The sequence below is a fragment of the Wenyingzhuangia aestuarii genome (assembly GCF_011927765.1).
Classification (GTDB): domain Bacteria; phylum Bacteroidota; class Bacteroidia; order Flavobacteriales; family Flavobacteriaceae; genus Wenyingzhuangia; species Wenyingzhuangia aestuarii.
In genome coordinates, this window is record NZ_JAATJG010000004.1 from 261,844 (window position 1) to 275,404 (window position 13,561).

Here is a 13,561-nt window from a genome sequence, read left to right on the forward strand (position 1 = left end):
ATTGTTTTAGTAGCCTACAAGCTATTCATCTTACATAAAAGTACATAGAAAGTGCGTTTGTATTACCAACGGGAATCAAATGTTTTTAACAAATTAATCAACAAAAAAGCTATATTTGTATTACTAATTTACTTAGACCTTATGAGTGATAAAATACTTCTAAACTCAAAAAAAATCCAAATCATACTTCAAAGATTGGCTTGTCAATTGATTGAAAACCACGGTGATTTTTCTAATACTGTTTTAATAGGACTACAACCTAGAGGGACTTATTTTTCTGAAAGAATTGCTTCAATTCTTAAGAACGATTACGGCGTTAAAGACATTAAAGTGGGAAAATTAGACATTACTTTTTACAGAGATGATTTTAGACGTAGAGATGAACCTTTAAACGCAAATTCAACCGAAATTGATTTTTTAGTAGAAGATCAAAAAGTGGTTTTTATTGATGATGTTTTGTTTTCTGGAAGAAGTATAAACGCTGCTTTAACAGCAATTCAATCTTACGGAAGACCTAAAGAAGTAGAGCTTTTAGTACTGATAGACAGACGTTTTAGTAGACACTTACCTATTCAGCCAGACTACAAAGGTGCTACCGTAGATGTAATTAATGAGGAAAAAGTTTTGGTAAGTTGGAGTGATGACACCACCAAAGATGCCGTTTATATTATTAACAAGAAAGACAAGTAGATGAAGACGTTAAGTGTTCCAAACTTATTAGGAATTAAACACCTAGTAAAAGAAGATATCGATTTAATTTTTGAGACTGCCGACCACTTTAAAGAAGTGATCAATAGACCCATCAAAAAAGTCCCTTCATTAAGAGATATTACCATTGCTAATTTATTTTTTGAGAACAGTACAAGAACTAAATTATCTTTTGAATTGGCAGAAAAACGTTTATCTGCAGATGTTATTAACTTTTCAGCATCGGGTTCTTCGGTTAAAAAAGGAGAAACTTTAATAGATACTGTAAACAATATTTTATCTATGAAAGTAGATATTATTGTAATGAGGCATCCAGATGTAGGAGCTCATGAGTTTTTAGCCAAACACGTAAACACTAGAATTATTAACGCAGGTGATGGAACCCACGAACACCCAACACAAGCATTGTTAGATTCTTTTTCTATTAAAGAAAAATTGGGAGATGTAGCGGGTAAAAAAGTAGTAATTGTAGGAGATATTTTACACTCTCGTGTAGCACTATCTAATATTTATGCTTTAAAACTACAAGGTGCCGAAGTAAAAGTTTGTGGTCCTGTAACTCTTATTCCAAAACACATAGAAAGTTTAGGTGTAGAGGTAGAAACTAATTTAAGAAAAGCTTTAGAATGGGCAGATGTTGCCAATATGTTACGTGTACAAAACGAACGTATGGACATTAAATACTTTCCATCTACAAGAGAATATACACAATTGTATGGAGTTGATAAAAAATTACTAAATTCACTAAACTCAGAAGTTACCATTATGCACCCTGGTCCTATTAACCGTGGTGTAGAAATTACTTCAGATGTTGCAGATTCTGATCAAGCAATTATATTAAACCAAGTAGAAAATGGTGTTGCCATTAGAATGGCCTGTATTTATTTGTTAGCAGCTCAAATTAAAAAATAAAAAAAATGAAAGTTAAATCGTCAGAAAAATACATGCTCTTAACAGCTAAAAGTAATTTCGATTCTTTTTTTAGAGAATTTGCTGATGCTTTTACTGATTTTGAAAACAAAAATATTGTGTTAGATTTTTCTAACATAGCCATTAAAGAAGAAGAAATTCAATCTTTAGAAGAATATGCAGCAATTCATGTAAAAAATAACCAATCTTTTGCTGTTGTAGCTCCTAATTTTGATGCAGATGCTTTTGAGGAAGAACTAAATGTAGTACCAACTCTAACAGAAGCAGAAGATATTATTGATATGGATGAAATGACTAGAGATCTAGGATTTTAATGGGGATTCAATTAACCATATTAGGCTGTCACTCAGCTACACCTAGAACCAATGCACATCCTACTGCTCAGTACTTAAAAATAAACGAAAGGCATATTTTAATAGATTGTGGAGAAGGAACTCAGGTTTTGTTAAGACAACAAAAAGTTCCCTTTGCCAAAATTAAACACATTTTTATTTCTCATTTACACGGAGATCACTTTTTTGGTTTGGTTGGTCTAATTTCTACATTTGGATTGTTAGATCGTAGAACAGAGCTACACGTTTACGGACCAAAGGGAATTAAAGAAATTATTACTTTACAATTAAAACTGTCTAAATCTTGGACCTCTTTTCCTTTACTTTTTCACGAGCTAAACAGCAAAGAGTCTCAAGTTATTTTTGAAGATAAGAAAATAAGCGTTACCACTATTCCTCTAGACCACAGAGTCTATACTAACGGATTTCTATTCCAAGAAAAAGAAGGGGCTAGAAAGTTAAACATGGAAAATGTAGCCATGGAATCTGAAATTGAAATTTGTGATTACCACCATTTAAAAAACGGAAAAGACTTTACTAGAGAAGATGGAAGTATTATTGACAATGAAGATTTAACGCTACCTCCAAGAAAAGCACATAGTTACGCTTTTTGTAGTGATACCGCTTACAAACCAGATATTGTACCTATTATAAAAGGTGCTAGCTTACTGTATCACGAATCTACTTTTTTAGAAGATAGAAAAAACTTAACAGAACGTACCAAACATAGTACTGCTAAAGAAGCTGGTAGTATTGCCAAACAAGCAAATGTAAATAAACTAATTTTAGGTCACTACTCTAGTAGATATAGCGACCTAAATCAATTTAAAATTGAAGCTCAAACAGAATTTGAACATGTTGAATTGGCTGAGAGCGGAAAAACATTTACTATTTAATATCCAATTCAAAAGGAATCCTTGCTTGAGTTCCTTTCATTTCTAATATTTTTTTAACATTTACTATTTTATCCAATCCAGTGTTGGTTAAAATCTCATCAATATTTGTTTCAGATTTTAAGAAAGAACCAACACTCAAAAGCTCGCTAAAATCCAATTCATATTCTGGATATTCTTTTAAAGAATAGTTTTCAACACCTGCTTTAGTAGCTGCATAAGCTACTGCATTATCTAAACCACCTAATTCATCTACCAAACCTATTTCTAAAGCTTTTTTCCCTGTCCAAACTCTACCTTGTGCTATTGCATCAACTTGTGCTTTGGTCATGTTTCTACCTTTGGCAACCCTCTCTAAAAAGTTATCGTAAATAGTTTCTATTCCTTTTTTAACAACTGCTTTAAAACGATCATCAATAGGTTGCACAACACTGTAATTTGCTCCATTATTATGTGTACTTACCACTTCTGAATTAATTCCTATTTTTTGAGCCAATTTAGCGGCATTGGGCAACATTCCAAAAACACCAATAGATCCTGTAATGGTAGTTGGTTCTGCAAAAACTCTATCAGCTCCACAAGCAATATAATAGCCTCCCGATGCTGCTACATTCCCCATAGACACGATTACAGGTTTCTTTTCTTTTGCTTTTTCTACAGCTCTCCAAATTAAATCAGAAGCCAATGCACTACCTCCGGGAGAATTAATTCTAAATACAATTGCCTTTACATTTTTATTTTCTACAGCATTGGTTAAGGCTTTTATCATTTTCTTTTGGCCAATAACATTTAGTTCTCCTTCTCCATAAACAATTTCTCCCTGTGCATAGACAACGGCTATCTTATCTCCTTTAACAGCTAAACTTGACAAAGATTGATTAGTCATGTAATCCGTAATTGCTACTTTTTTAAACTCTTTTTGACCTAGTCTTTTCTTTAATTTATTTTGATACGCATCTTGATAAACAACTCCATCAACCAAATTATTTTCTAGCGCTGTTTTTGAGGATTCACCGTAAAGATTCATCACTGCTTCTTCTACATTAATACTTCTTGATGTAAAAATAGATTTGTGAATTTCTGTCCACAAGCCTTCTATTAGCTCACTAATTTGCTTTCGGTTAGAATCACTCATTTCATCAGCAATAAAAGGTTCTACAGCACTTTTATATTTACCATGTCTTATCACTTCCATTTTTACTCCATACTTTTCCTGAAAAGATTTATAAAACATAACTTCAGAATGCAATCCTTTTAACTCTACATAACCCAAGGGAGACACAAAAAGAGAATCTGCTATAGATGACAAATAGTAATTTTTTTGTGTATACACATCTGCAAACGCATACACAAACTTTCCATTATTTTTAAATGTAGTTAGCATTTTTCTTAAAGCTGTAGCTTGTGCCCATCCCATATTAGATGGCAAGTTTTTAAGGCTAATTCCTTTTATATTGTCATCGTATGTAGCTCCTTCTATAGCTTTACACACATTGTTAAAACCAACTGTTTTTTCTTCAAAACCTAAAACTTCAGAAACAGGATCTATACCTACCGGAGCAAAATCGTCCATTTGTCCAGACAAATCAATTTCTAAAACCGTATTGGGTTTTACTTCTTTTACAATATCATCAGAAACAGCAATTACAACTCCAATTCCTATAACTACAAAAATGGCAATTGCCAACCAGATAGCTACCAATGATGATAGCACGTTTTTTATAAAATTCATTCTTCAATTTTTTATTAAAACAAATATAAGTGATTTCTTTGCGCAATAGACAAAGCTAATGAACACTGCTCTTTTATCTTTAGGAACTAATTTAGGTAACAAATTAGAAAACTTAAATACTGCCATTCAACAAATTTCTAATTTGGGAAAAGTAGTTTTAATTTCTTCTGTGTACCAAACTCCTCCTTGGGGGTTTAAAAGTGATGATTTTTACAACATTGCTATCAATTTACAAACAGAGTTAAGTCCTGAACTTCTTATTGATCAACTACTTGCTATTGAAACGACACTAGGTAGAACCCGAAATTCGCTAACAGAAGGTTACCAAGCTAGACCTTTGGATATTGATATTATTTTTTACAATAATCAAGTCATCAATACTCAAAAATTAATCGTACCCCATCCCAGAATGCAAGACCGTAAATTTGTGTTGATTCCTATTATAGAAATAGCTCCAAATTTTACACATCCCGCACTAAAAACTTCTTTAGAAAATTTATTAGAAACTACGGATGATGCTTCTGAAATTACAAAAACACACCATACATTAACTCTATAAAAAAAGCCTCACAAATTGTGAGGCTTTTTTATTATAAAACACGTAGTGCTTAGTATCTGTAATATTCTGGTTTAAAAGGTCCTTCCACCTCTACTCCAATATATTTTGCCTGATCTTCTGATAAAGTATCTAATTCCACTCCAATTTTAGCTAAATGCAAACGAGCTACTTTTTCATCTAAATGCTTAGGTAATGTGTACACATCATTTCCATAAGCATCTGCATTATTCCATAATTCTAATTGAGCCAATACTTGGTTGGTAAAAGAGTTAGACATTACAAAACTTGGGTGACCTGTAGCACATCCTAAGTTTACCAAACGTCCTTCTGCCAATACTAAAAATTCTTTTCCATCAATCGTATATTGATCTACCTGAGGTTTGATCTCTACTTTTGTGTCTCCGTAATTTCCGTTTAACCAAGCCATGTCTATTTCATTGTCAAAATGACCAATGTTACAAACAATTGCTTTGTCTTTTAAAGCTTTAAAATGACGACCTACAATAATATCTTTATTTCCTGTTGTAGTAATTACAATGTCTGCACGCTTAATAGCATCATCCATTTTCTTTACTTCAAAACCGTCCATTGCTGCTTGTAACGCACAAATAGGATCAATTTCTGTTACAATTACTCTTGCTCCAGCTCCTTGTAAAGATGCAGCAGAACCTTTACCAACATCTCCATAACCTGCAACCACAGCAACTTTACCAGCCATCATTACATCTGTAGCTCTACGAATTGCATCAACTGCAGATTCTTTACATCCGTATTTGTTGTCAAATTTAGATTTTGTTACAGAATCGTTTACGTTTATAGCTGGCATTGGTAATGTACCTGCTTTTACGCGCTCAACCAAACGGTGAACTCCTGTAGTAGTTTCTTCTGACAAACCTTTAATTCCAGCAACTAATTCTGGATATTTATCTAAGACCATGTTGGTTAAATCACCACCATCATCTAAAATTAAATTTAATGGTTTTTTATCTTCTCCAAAGAAAATAGTTTGTTCAATACACCACTCAAATTCTTCTTCATTTAAACCTTTCCAAGCATAAACAGGAATACCTGCAGCAGCAATGGCAGCAGCAGCTTGATCTTGTGTAGAAAAAATATTACAAGATGACCAAGTAACCTCAGCACCCAAATCTACTAATGTTTCAATTAACACAGCTGTTTGAATTGTCATGTGTAAACATCCTGCAATTCTTGCTCCAGCTAAAGGCTTTTGACCTTTAAACTCTTCACGAAGACTCATTAAACCTGGCATTTCAGCTTCAGCTAAATGGATTTCTTTTCTACCCCAATCTGCTAATGAGATATCCTTTACTTTATAAGGAACGTATGTTGTTTCTAAACTCATATTACTATATTTGTTGCTTTTAGACCACAAATTTACAAAATCCTTACTATAATAAATGCCTTTATTTAAAACAATCGAGATTGACAAAAACACTAGCGTTTTTGTTTGGAAAATCACTGAAACCGTCGATGTTTTAAGCGATGTTCACTTATCTAAAAACAGTTTAAATAGATTAAATTTGATGAAGTCTATTCCTCATCAAAAAGGATTTTTAAGTATTCGCCATTTATTAGCGCATATCAACTTAAGTGATGATGATTTGTTTTACAACGAATTTGGAAAACCTATTTTAAAAAACGGTCAACATATTTCTATTACACATTCTTACGATTTTTCTGCCATTGTTATTTCTAATAGCTCTGTGGGAATTGATATTGAAAAAAACAGAGAAAAAATTACTATTATCAAACATCGTTTTACCGATTTAGAACAACATCAACTTTCTACAGAAGATTATATTAAACAATTAACCTTTATTTGGGGAGCAAAAGAATCTATGTTTAAAATTCATCCTTGTGGAGGTATGAGTTTTAAAAATGATTTAATTATTGATAAATTCACATATACAAACGCAAAAGGTTTTATCAATACCCCAGAAATGAAACAAGATTGTAACATCTATTTTCATCAACTAGAAAACTATTCATTAGCTATAGCTTTAACAAAAAATGAACATTCTTAAAACCTTAGAAACTGCAAAAGAGAACCATCAAAAACTAATTGCAGTTTTGGTAGATCCTGATAAAACATCTACAAATGATGTTAAAGATATATGCAACAGAATTAACAATGCGGCTATTGATTATTTATTTTTAGGAGGTAGTACGGTTTCTAATCATCAGACAGAAATTATTGCCAAAGAAATTCAAAAATATATTACAATTCCTGTGGTTCTTTTTCCTGGAGACTACAAACACTTAACCCATTATGCTGATGCCGTTTTGTTACTAAATTTAATCTCTGGAAACAATCCTGAATATTTAATTCACCAGCAAGTAAAGGCTGTCCCTTTTCTAACCAAAAGTTCTCTAGAAATAATACCTACAGGTTATGTTTTAATTGATGGTGGTACAGAGACTAGTACAATTAAAGTTACTCAAACAACACCTATCCATCAACAAGCAGAACAGCAAATAGTACATACCTGTTTAGCGGGACAATATATGGGACAAAAACTATTATACTTAGAAGCAGGTAGCGGAGCAACCCTACCAGTAGGAAAAGATGTGGTAATGTCAGTTTATAATTCCGTAAATATTCCTATTATTGTAGGAGGAGGAATTAGGTCCTTAAATAAAATTAATGAAATACATAATGCAGGTGCAACCCTAGTAATTATAGGTACTGCGTTTGAAAAAAACAAAATATTTTAACCACAACTGCTATGAGGCTAGAAAAAAAACTAAAACAAGAAATTGACAAAAGAGGAATCTCTAACGAAAAATTAACAAGACAGTTAATTGCCTTTGTAAAAGGAACTCCAATTATTGAATTAGATAGAATTGCTGGAATTAACGATGGTATTATTACGATAGATAGTATTGACCGAAGTAAATACATGAATTTATACAACATTAAACAACAAGATTTGGTGGTGTACAAATTTACTCCAGCATCTGGATTGGCATCAAGAATGTTTAAAGGATTGTGTGAATTTTATCACTCAAAAATTAACAATCCAATGTCTCAATATTTTTTTAACAACCTACATAAATTTCCTTTTTATAAAGATGTAATTATTGGTTTTCACAAAGTATATCCTAAAATTAAAAAACTAGATAGCCTTACCAATAAGTTAGCCTTTCTTAATTTTTTATTAAGTGATGAAAACTTAAATTACCAAAGCACTCCTAAAGGATTGATTAAATTTCATCAATATGATATTGATAATAAAACTGCTTTAGAAGAGCAAATTGATGAAAGCACACATTATTGTATTAGTAAAAATCAAACCGTAAATATTCATTTTACAGTTAGTCCAAACTTTAAAGAGGACTTTAAAAAATCTGTAGAAGATTATTTAGAAACCAATTACGACAACTCTAATTTAAATTTTAACATTAGTTTTTCTGTACAAAAAGCAAATACAGATACCATTGCTGTAAATTACGACAATACTCCTTTTAAAGATGATCATGGAAACTATGTTTTTAGAGCTGGTGGACATGGTGCTTTAATAGAAAACCTAAATGATTTAGATGCAGACATTGTGTTTATTAAAAATATAGACAATGTATCTCATCAAAATCACATGGAAGAAACTATTAAATACAAACAAATTCTTGCAGGTAAGTTATTGACTTTACAAGAACAAATTCATCAATACCTAAAAGATATTAAAGAAAATTCTAATGAATTAAATCTTCAAGAAATTCAATTTTTCTTAATAGAAAATTTCTTTATCAACATACCTGATGATAAATGTACCAAAGAACATTTATTTACGCTTTTAAACAGACCTATTAGAGTTTGCGGTATGATTAAAAACCAAGGAGATGCAGGTGGTGGTCCTTTTTGGATTAAGAAATCAGACGAGGAAACCAGCTTGCAAATTATAGAAGGTGCGCAAATAGACAAAACCAACAAAGCTCAATTAGATATTTTCCATCAATCTACACACTTTAACCCTGTAGATATTGTTTGCGCTGTTAGAGATTTTGAAGGTACTAAATTTGACTTAACCAAATTTGTAGATCACGATGCTGTTTTTGTAACAGACAAAAGTGTAAACGGTAAACCTGTAAAAGGCTTAGAGCTACCTGGTTTATGGAATGGTGGAATGGCAGATTGGTTAACTATTTTTGTGGAAGTGCCTATTGAAACTTTTAATCCTGTAAAAACAGTTACTGATTTATTGTCTCCAATGCATCAAGCTTAAACAAACTAAACATTAGCCTGTTCTATATAGTCTGTTAAATCCTGACTTCTATCTAGTTTACCGGTTTTATAATATGTAAGAGCATCGTTATTGTTGATAAAGAATTTTTGAGCCCCAACTTTATCAACAATACCGCTTTTAGTTAACATATCTCTAACAGGTCCTTTTATGTTAGAAAAATAAACATCTACACCTTTGTCATTGTAAAAATCAATAGCAGTTTCAATCATTTGGATAGCTGTACTATCTACTCCATTAATACATTCACAATCCAATAAAATCAGTTTTAAAGCAGTCCCTTTTTCTTTTGCTTTTAATTGTAAAATCTCATTAAAATAATTAGCGTTTGCAAAATAGACTCGTGCATCAAAACGCAAAATTAAAATATGGTCATCCACCTCTACTTCTTCAAATCTATTTATGTTTCTAAACACATTGGTATTGGGTATTCTACCTAATACAGCTACATGTGGTCTAGAGGTTCTAGCAATTAACATAATTAAAGACAAAATTACACCTATAAAAATTCCTTCTTTAATTCCTAAAAATAACGTCCCAGAAAAGGTTGCTATCAACATCCAAAAGTCGCTTTTGTTCAGCATCCATAAACGAATAGCTTCTTTATAATTTATCAACTTTATAACCGATACAATAATAATTCCTGCTAATACTGCTTTGGGTAAATAATAAAAATAAGGAGTTAAAAACAACAGCACTAAAACTAAAACAATCATAGAAAACAAGGCTGCTAAACCTGTTTTAGATCCAGCATCTTCATTTACAGCAGATCTAGAAAAACTTGCTGTTGACGGATAAGATTTAAACATAGATCCTACCATATTCATCATTCCTAAGGCAATTAATTCTTTGTTAGGAGAAATCATTACATCATCTGTACTTTTTTCTAAAGCCTTACCTATAGATATAGTTTCTAAAAAACCTATAATAGCAAGTGTAAATGCAATAGGTAATAAATCCGAAATCATTTTAAAGGTGATTACAGGAAAACTAAAAGAAGGAAGTCCTGATGGAATATCTCTTAAAATAGCAACTTCTGGAATTAATTGATGAAAGAAATACAATCCTAGAATACCACCAATTACAACTAGTAAAGGTCCTGGTAATTTTGATTTTGTAACTTTTATAGTAATTAAAACAACTATTGTTATTAACCCAACAAATAAGGTTTGATACTCTACTTTGTCTATTTGTTGCACTAACGAAACACCTATTTCTTGCAAACGATTACTTCTTGGAATAGGTATTCCTGATAAATTTTTAAACTGATTGATTCCAATAACAATAGCTGCAGCAGAGCTAAAACCACTAATTACAGGTTTTGATAAAAAATTTACAATAAACCCTAACTTTCCAATTCCTAATAACAATTGAATAACTCCTACACTAAATGCCAATAAAATAGTTAATGTTACATAAGCATCTGTTCCTCCAATAGCCAAAGTAGAAATTCCGGCAGCTACAATTAAAGAATCCATAGCTACTGGCCCTACAGCTACTCGCTGAGAAGTACCAAAAATTAAATACATTAATTGTGGTAACAAAGCAGTATACAAACCATAAATAGGAGGCAAACCTGCTATTAAAGCATAAGCAATTCCTTGTGGAATTAAAACAACTCCTACTGTAAAACCACCAACAACATCAGCTTTTAAACTTTCTTTAATGTTGTATTTAGGCAACCATTCTAAAATAGGAATCCACTTTTTCATATTAAAATAATTCTCCTTGATTTGTGGGTTTTGTAATTCCAAGATGCTTATAAGCTAAATCTGTAACCTCTCTACCTCTTGGAGTTCTCATTATAAAACCTTGCTGAATTAAAAAAGGTTCATAAACCTCTTCAATTGTTTCAGAATTTTCGCTTACCGCCGTAGCTAAGGTACTTATTCCTACAGGACCTCCTTTAAATTTCTGAATAATGGTAGTCAATATTTTGTTATCCATCTCATCCAAACCAAAGGCATCTACATTTAAGGCTTTTAAAGCGTATTTAGCAATTTCTATAGTAATGCTTCCGTTTCCTTTAATCTGTGCAAAATCTCTTACTCTACGCAGTAAAGCATTTGCAATACGCGGTGTACCTCTACTTCTACCAGCTATTTCTATAGCAGCTTCCATACTAATAGGTACTTTTAAAATATGTGCACTACGCTGTACAATAGTGCTTAGTAACTCTGTGTCGTAATATTGTAATCTGCTTGAAATCCCAAAACGAGCTCGCATAGGAGCAGTTAATAATCCGGAACGAGTAGTAGCTCCAATTAGCGTAAAAGGCTCTAAATTAATTTGAACTGTTCTTGCATTAGGTCCAGATTCAATCATGATGTCAATCTTAAAATCTTCCATTGCAGAATACAAATACTCTTCTACAATAGGACTTAATCTATGAATTTCATCAATAAATAAAACATCACGCTCATCTAAACCTGTTAGCAATCCTGCTAAATCTCCTGGTTTATCTAAAACAGGTCCAGAAGTAACTTTTATACCTGCATTTAACTCATTGGCTAAAATATGTGCTAATGTGGTTTTTCCTAGTCCTGGAGGTCCATGAAACAATGTGTGATCTAAAGCTTCCTCTCTAATATTGGCTGCCTCAACAAAAATCTTAAGATTGTCTATAGCTTGTTCTTGCCCCGAAAAATCTTCAAAAGAAAGAGGACGTAGTTTTTTTTCTACATCTAATTCATCATTAGAAAAATTGGAATTATCTGGATTTAAATTTTCGTTCATTCAGTTCTACTTATATAACAAATATAAGCTTTCAATCACAATTATAGGAATGAATATAAAATGTATGCAGCTACAATTCCATATTTAAAAATCTCTAAATAAAGTACAGATTGTTTTTCCATCATTCTACCAATAGAAACTAGTGTAATCATAATAAACATCGTAATTACCTCTAATCCTAATATAGAAATGTTGGCTATTTTTAAGGACATGGTTCCCAATACGAGTATCATCAATACTAAATTAGCAATAATGTAATTTTTTTCTAGTGTAGAATATTCTTTATATTCATAGGTTCCTTTATCAATATATAACGGAAGATGTTCTAGCGCACCTGATTCTGGATTCCAATCTGGTCCTTTGTACAAAACCATCATTTTACCAGAGAAAGTAGGCATCTGTTTCATCATAAAAATTAAATTGCTATAATAATGAAACACACTGGTTAAAAAATCTCTTGAGTTGATGTCTTTAGTAATACCAAAGCTTACCTCTTCTTCTTCTCTTTGAAATGTTCCAAAAATTCGATCCCAAATAATTAAAACTCCTCCAAAATTTTTATCTAAATATTTTTCATTACTTCCATGATGAACTCTATGATGAGATGGTGTTACCATAAATTCTTCTAGAATTCCTAGTTTAGGGATTAATGGAGAATGTAACAAAAACTGATACAGACCAATAACCAGGTGAGTTCCTAAAACCATTTTAGCACTAAAACCTATAATAGGCATTAAGGACCAAAAAAGAACTCTTACAAAAACCTGAAAAGGAGTTAAATTAAAAGCTACAGAATAGTTATAATCTTCACTTTGATGATGAATAATATGAGCTCCCCAAAACAAATTAATTTTATGCCCTGATTTATGATAAAAATACCAAGTAAAATCTGATATTAAAACCGCAAACAAAAACCAAGAAGTTGTTTCTGGAATATTAAAAACGGCAAAGTATTCATGTAAATAATGGTAGTAAAAAAAGATTATTGGAACCATAAATATACCTGCAACCCTATCAAAAATTCCCATAGAAATATTAGCTATGGTATTTTCAAATCTAAAAATTTTCTTTCCTTTTCTTCTAGCTACTATATATTCAGTTCCTAAAACAAACATAACTACAGCTATTGCAATAAATAATCCTGCATTATCGTTTTTAGGCATTAAAGAAATTTCTTCTTTCATGATTCTAAATTTTAAAACAAAAATATAAAACTCTCTATAAATTAATCTACAGATTACACTTTAGATTCTTAAGTCTAAACAAACGTTAAAAGGATCAATCACAAAAGTTGTGTGTGAATTAGGATAGTTTTAGTTTTGAGGTTTAAATTTATTCGTATTGGAACTTACTTTAGACCTTTTAAAACTTATACTTCCTGAATTCTTAATCGATAACTTCGATTTAACAAA

Annotated in this window: 13 protein-coding genes; 8 read left to right on the plus strand and 5 right to left on the minus strand. The window is 31.5% G+C overall.

Annotated features, from left to right (window positions below; genetic code table 11):
• Positions 1 to 141: 141 nt before the first annotated feature.
• From pyrR to GGR97_RS05910, 4 genes are read left to right on the plus strand one after another with little or no spacing between them, the layout of a single operon-like run.
• Entirely contained in the window at positions 142 to 690 is a 549-nt protein-coding gene (pyrR, locus tag GGR97_RS05895) for a bifunctional pyr operon transcriptional regulator/uracil phosphoribosyltransferase PyrR (RefSeq protein WP_167897587.1), read from the plus strand.
• Positions 691 to 1,620 (plus strand): aspartate carbamoyltransferase catalytic subunit, encoded by a 930-nt coding sequence (locus GGR97_RS05900; protein ID WP_167897588.1) that lies wholly within the window; start codon positions 691 to 693, stop codon positions 1,618 to 1,620.
• A 5-nt stretch (positions 1,621 to 1,625) separates the two neighbouring features.
• Positions 1,626 to 1,952 carry a hypothetical protein gene (locus tag GGR97_RS05905; RefSeq protein ID WP_167897589.1) on the plus strand — a complete coding sequence of 109 codons (327 nt, stop codon included), beginning with the start codon at positions 1,626 to 1,628 and terminating at the stop codon, positions 1,950 to 1,952.
• A complete protein-coding gene (locus tag GGR97_RS05910; protein WP_167897590.1) occupies positions 1,952 to 2,866 on the plus strand; it encodes a ribonuclease Z in 915 nt (304 codons plus the stop codon). The genes GGR97_RS05905 and GGR97_RS05910 overlap by 1 nt, the downstream gene beginning before the upstream one ends.
• Here GGR97_RS05910 and sppA read toward each other — a convergent pair.
• Positions 2,859 to 4,595, minus strand: coding sequence for a signal peptide peptidase SppA (sppA, locus tag GGR97_RS05915; protein ID WP_167897591.1), 1,737 nt, complete (start codon positions 4,593 to 4,595; stop codon positions 2,859 to 2,861). The genes GGR97_RS05910 and sppA overlap by 8 nt on opposite strands.
• A 58-nt stretch (positions 4,596 to 4,653) precedes the next feature.
• Between sppA and folK the strand changes: the two genes are divergently transcribed.
• Entirely contained in the window at positions 4,654 to 5,154 is a 501-nt protein-coding gene (gene folK, locus GGR97_RS05920) for a 2-amino-4-hydroxy-6-hydroxymethyldihydropteridine diphosphokinase (protein ID WP_167897592.1), read from the plus strand.
• Positions 5,155 to 5,203: 49 nt separating this feature from the next.
• Here the strand turns inward: folK and ahcY are convergent, their stop codons facing one another.
• Positions 5,204 to 6,517, minus strand: a complete 1,314-nt coding sequence (gene ahcY / locus GGR97_RS05925) for an adenosylhomocysteinase (RefSeq protein WP_167897593.1) — start codon at positions 6,515 to 6,517, stop codon at positions 5,204 to 5,206.
• 55 nt (positions 6,518 to 6,572) lie between these two features.
• On the opposite strand from ahcY, the gene GGR97_RS05930 reads away from it, so the two are divergent.
• Genes GGR97_RS05930 through GGR97_RS05940 form a run of 3 tightly spaced genes read left to right on the plus strand, consistent with a single transcriptional unit; the run spans position 6,573 to position 9,395 of the window.
• A complete protein-coding gene (locus GGR97_RS05930) occupies positions 6,573 to 7,199 on the plus strand; it encodes a 4'-phosphopantetheinyl transferase family protein (protein ID WP_167897594.1) in 627 nt (208 codons plus the stop codon).
• Positions 7,186 to 7,890: a geranylgeranylglyceryl/heptaprenylglyceryl phosphate synthase gene (locus GGR97_RS05935; RefSeq protein WP_167897595.1), complete on the plus strand. Its 705-nt coding sequence runs from the start codon at positions 7,186 to 7,188 to the stop codon at positions 7,888 to 7,890. The genes GGR97_RS05930 and GGR97_RS05935 overlap by 14 nt, the downstream gene beginning before the upstream one ends.
• 11 nt (positions 7,891 to 7,901) lie before the next feature.
• Positions 7,902 to 9,395, plus strand: a complete 1,494-nt coding sequence (locus tag GGR97_RS05940; protein ID WP_167897596.1) for a DUF4301 family protein — start codon at positions 7,902 to 7,904, stop codon at positions 9,393 to 9,395.
• A 5-nt stretch (positions 9,396 to 9,400) separates the two neighbouring features.
• On the opposite strand, the gene GGR97_RS05945 is transcribed toward GGR97_RS05940, so the two are convergent.
• The 3 genes from GGR97_RS05945 to GGR97_RS05955 are packed head-to-tail and all read right to left on the minus strand — an operon-like array spanning position 9,401 to position 13,333.
• Positions 9,401 to 11,125 carry a SulP family inorganic anion transporter gene (locus GGR97_RS05945; RefSeq protein WP_167897597.1) on the minus strand — a complete coding sequence of 575 codons (1,725 nt, stop codon included), beginning with the start codon at positions 11,123 to 11,125 and terminating at the stop codon, positions 9,401 to 9,403.
• Position 11,126: 1 nt separating this feature from the next.
• On the minus strand, positions 11,127 to 12,149 hold the full coding sequence (gene ruvB / locus GGR97_RS05950) for a Holliday junction branch migration DNA helicase RuvB (RefSeq protein ID WP_167897598.1): 1,023 nt from the start codon (positions 12,147 to 12,149) through the stop codon (positions 11,127 to 11,129).
• 41 nt (positions 12,150 to 12,190) lie between these two features.
• Positions 12,191 to 13,333, minus strand: coding sequence for a sterol desaturase family protein (locus GGR97_RS05955; protein WP_167897599.1), 1,143 nt, complete (start codon positions 13,331 to 13,333; stop codon positions 12,191 to 12,193).
• Positions 13,334 to 13,561: the final 228 nt, after the last annotated feature.

Excerpts from the sequence above, each read along its gene's own strand:
- GGR97_RS05930 (WP_167897594.1), top strand. The coding sequence starts at position 6,573 with ATGCCTTTATTTAAAACAATCGAGATTGACAAAAACACTAGCGTTTTT.
- GGR97_RS05955 (WP_167897599.1), bottom strand. The coding sequence starts at position 13,333 with ATGAAAGAAGAAATTTCTTTAATGCCTAAAAACGATAATGCAGGATTA.
- GGR97_RS05905 (WP_167897589.1), top strand. The coding sequence starts at position 1,626 with ATGAAAGTTAAATCGTCAGAAAAATACATGCTCTTAACAGCTAAAAGT.
- GGR97_RS05900 (WP_167897588.1), top strand. The coding sequence starts at position 691 with ATGAAGACGTTAAGTGTTCCAAACTTATTAGGAATTAAACACCTAGTA.
- GGR97_RS05935 (WP_167897595.1), top strand. The coding sequence starts at position 7,186 with ATGAACATTCTTAAAACCTTAGAAACTGCAAAAGAGAACCATCAAAAA.
- sppA (WP_167897591.1), bottom strand. The coding sequence starts at position 4,595 with ATGAATTTTATAAAAAACGTGCTATCATCATTGGTAGCTATCTGGTTG.
- folK (WP_167897592.1), top strand. The coding sequence starts at position 4,654 with ATGAACACTGCTCTTTTATCTTTAGGAACTAATTTAGGTAACAAATTA.
- GGR97_RS05910 (WP_167897590.1), top strand. The coding sequence starts at position 1,952 with ATGGGGATTCAATTAACCATATTAGGCTGTCACTCAGCTACACCTAGA.
- pyrR (WP_167897587.1), top strand. The coding sequence starts at position 142 with ATGAGTGATAAAATACTTCTAAACTCAAAAAAAATCCAAATCATACTT.
- GGR97_RS05940 (WP_167897596.1), top strand. The coding sequence starts at position 7,902 with ATGAGGCTAGAAAAAAAACTAAAACAAGAAATTGACAAAAGAGGAATC.
- GGR97_RS05945 (WP_167897597.1), bottom strand. The coding sequence starts at position 11,125 with ATGAAAAAGTGGATTCCTATTTTAGAATGGTTGCCTAAATACAACATT.
- ahcY (WP_167897593.1), bottom strand. The coding sequence starts at position 6,517 with ATGAGTTTAGAAACAACATACGTTCCTTATAAAGTAAAGGATATCTCA.
- ruvB (WP_167897598.1), bottom strand. The coding sequence starts at position 12,149 with ATGAACGAAAATTTAAATCCAGATAATTCCAATTTTTCTAATGATGAA.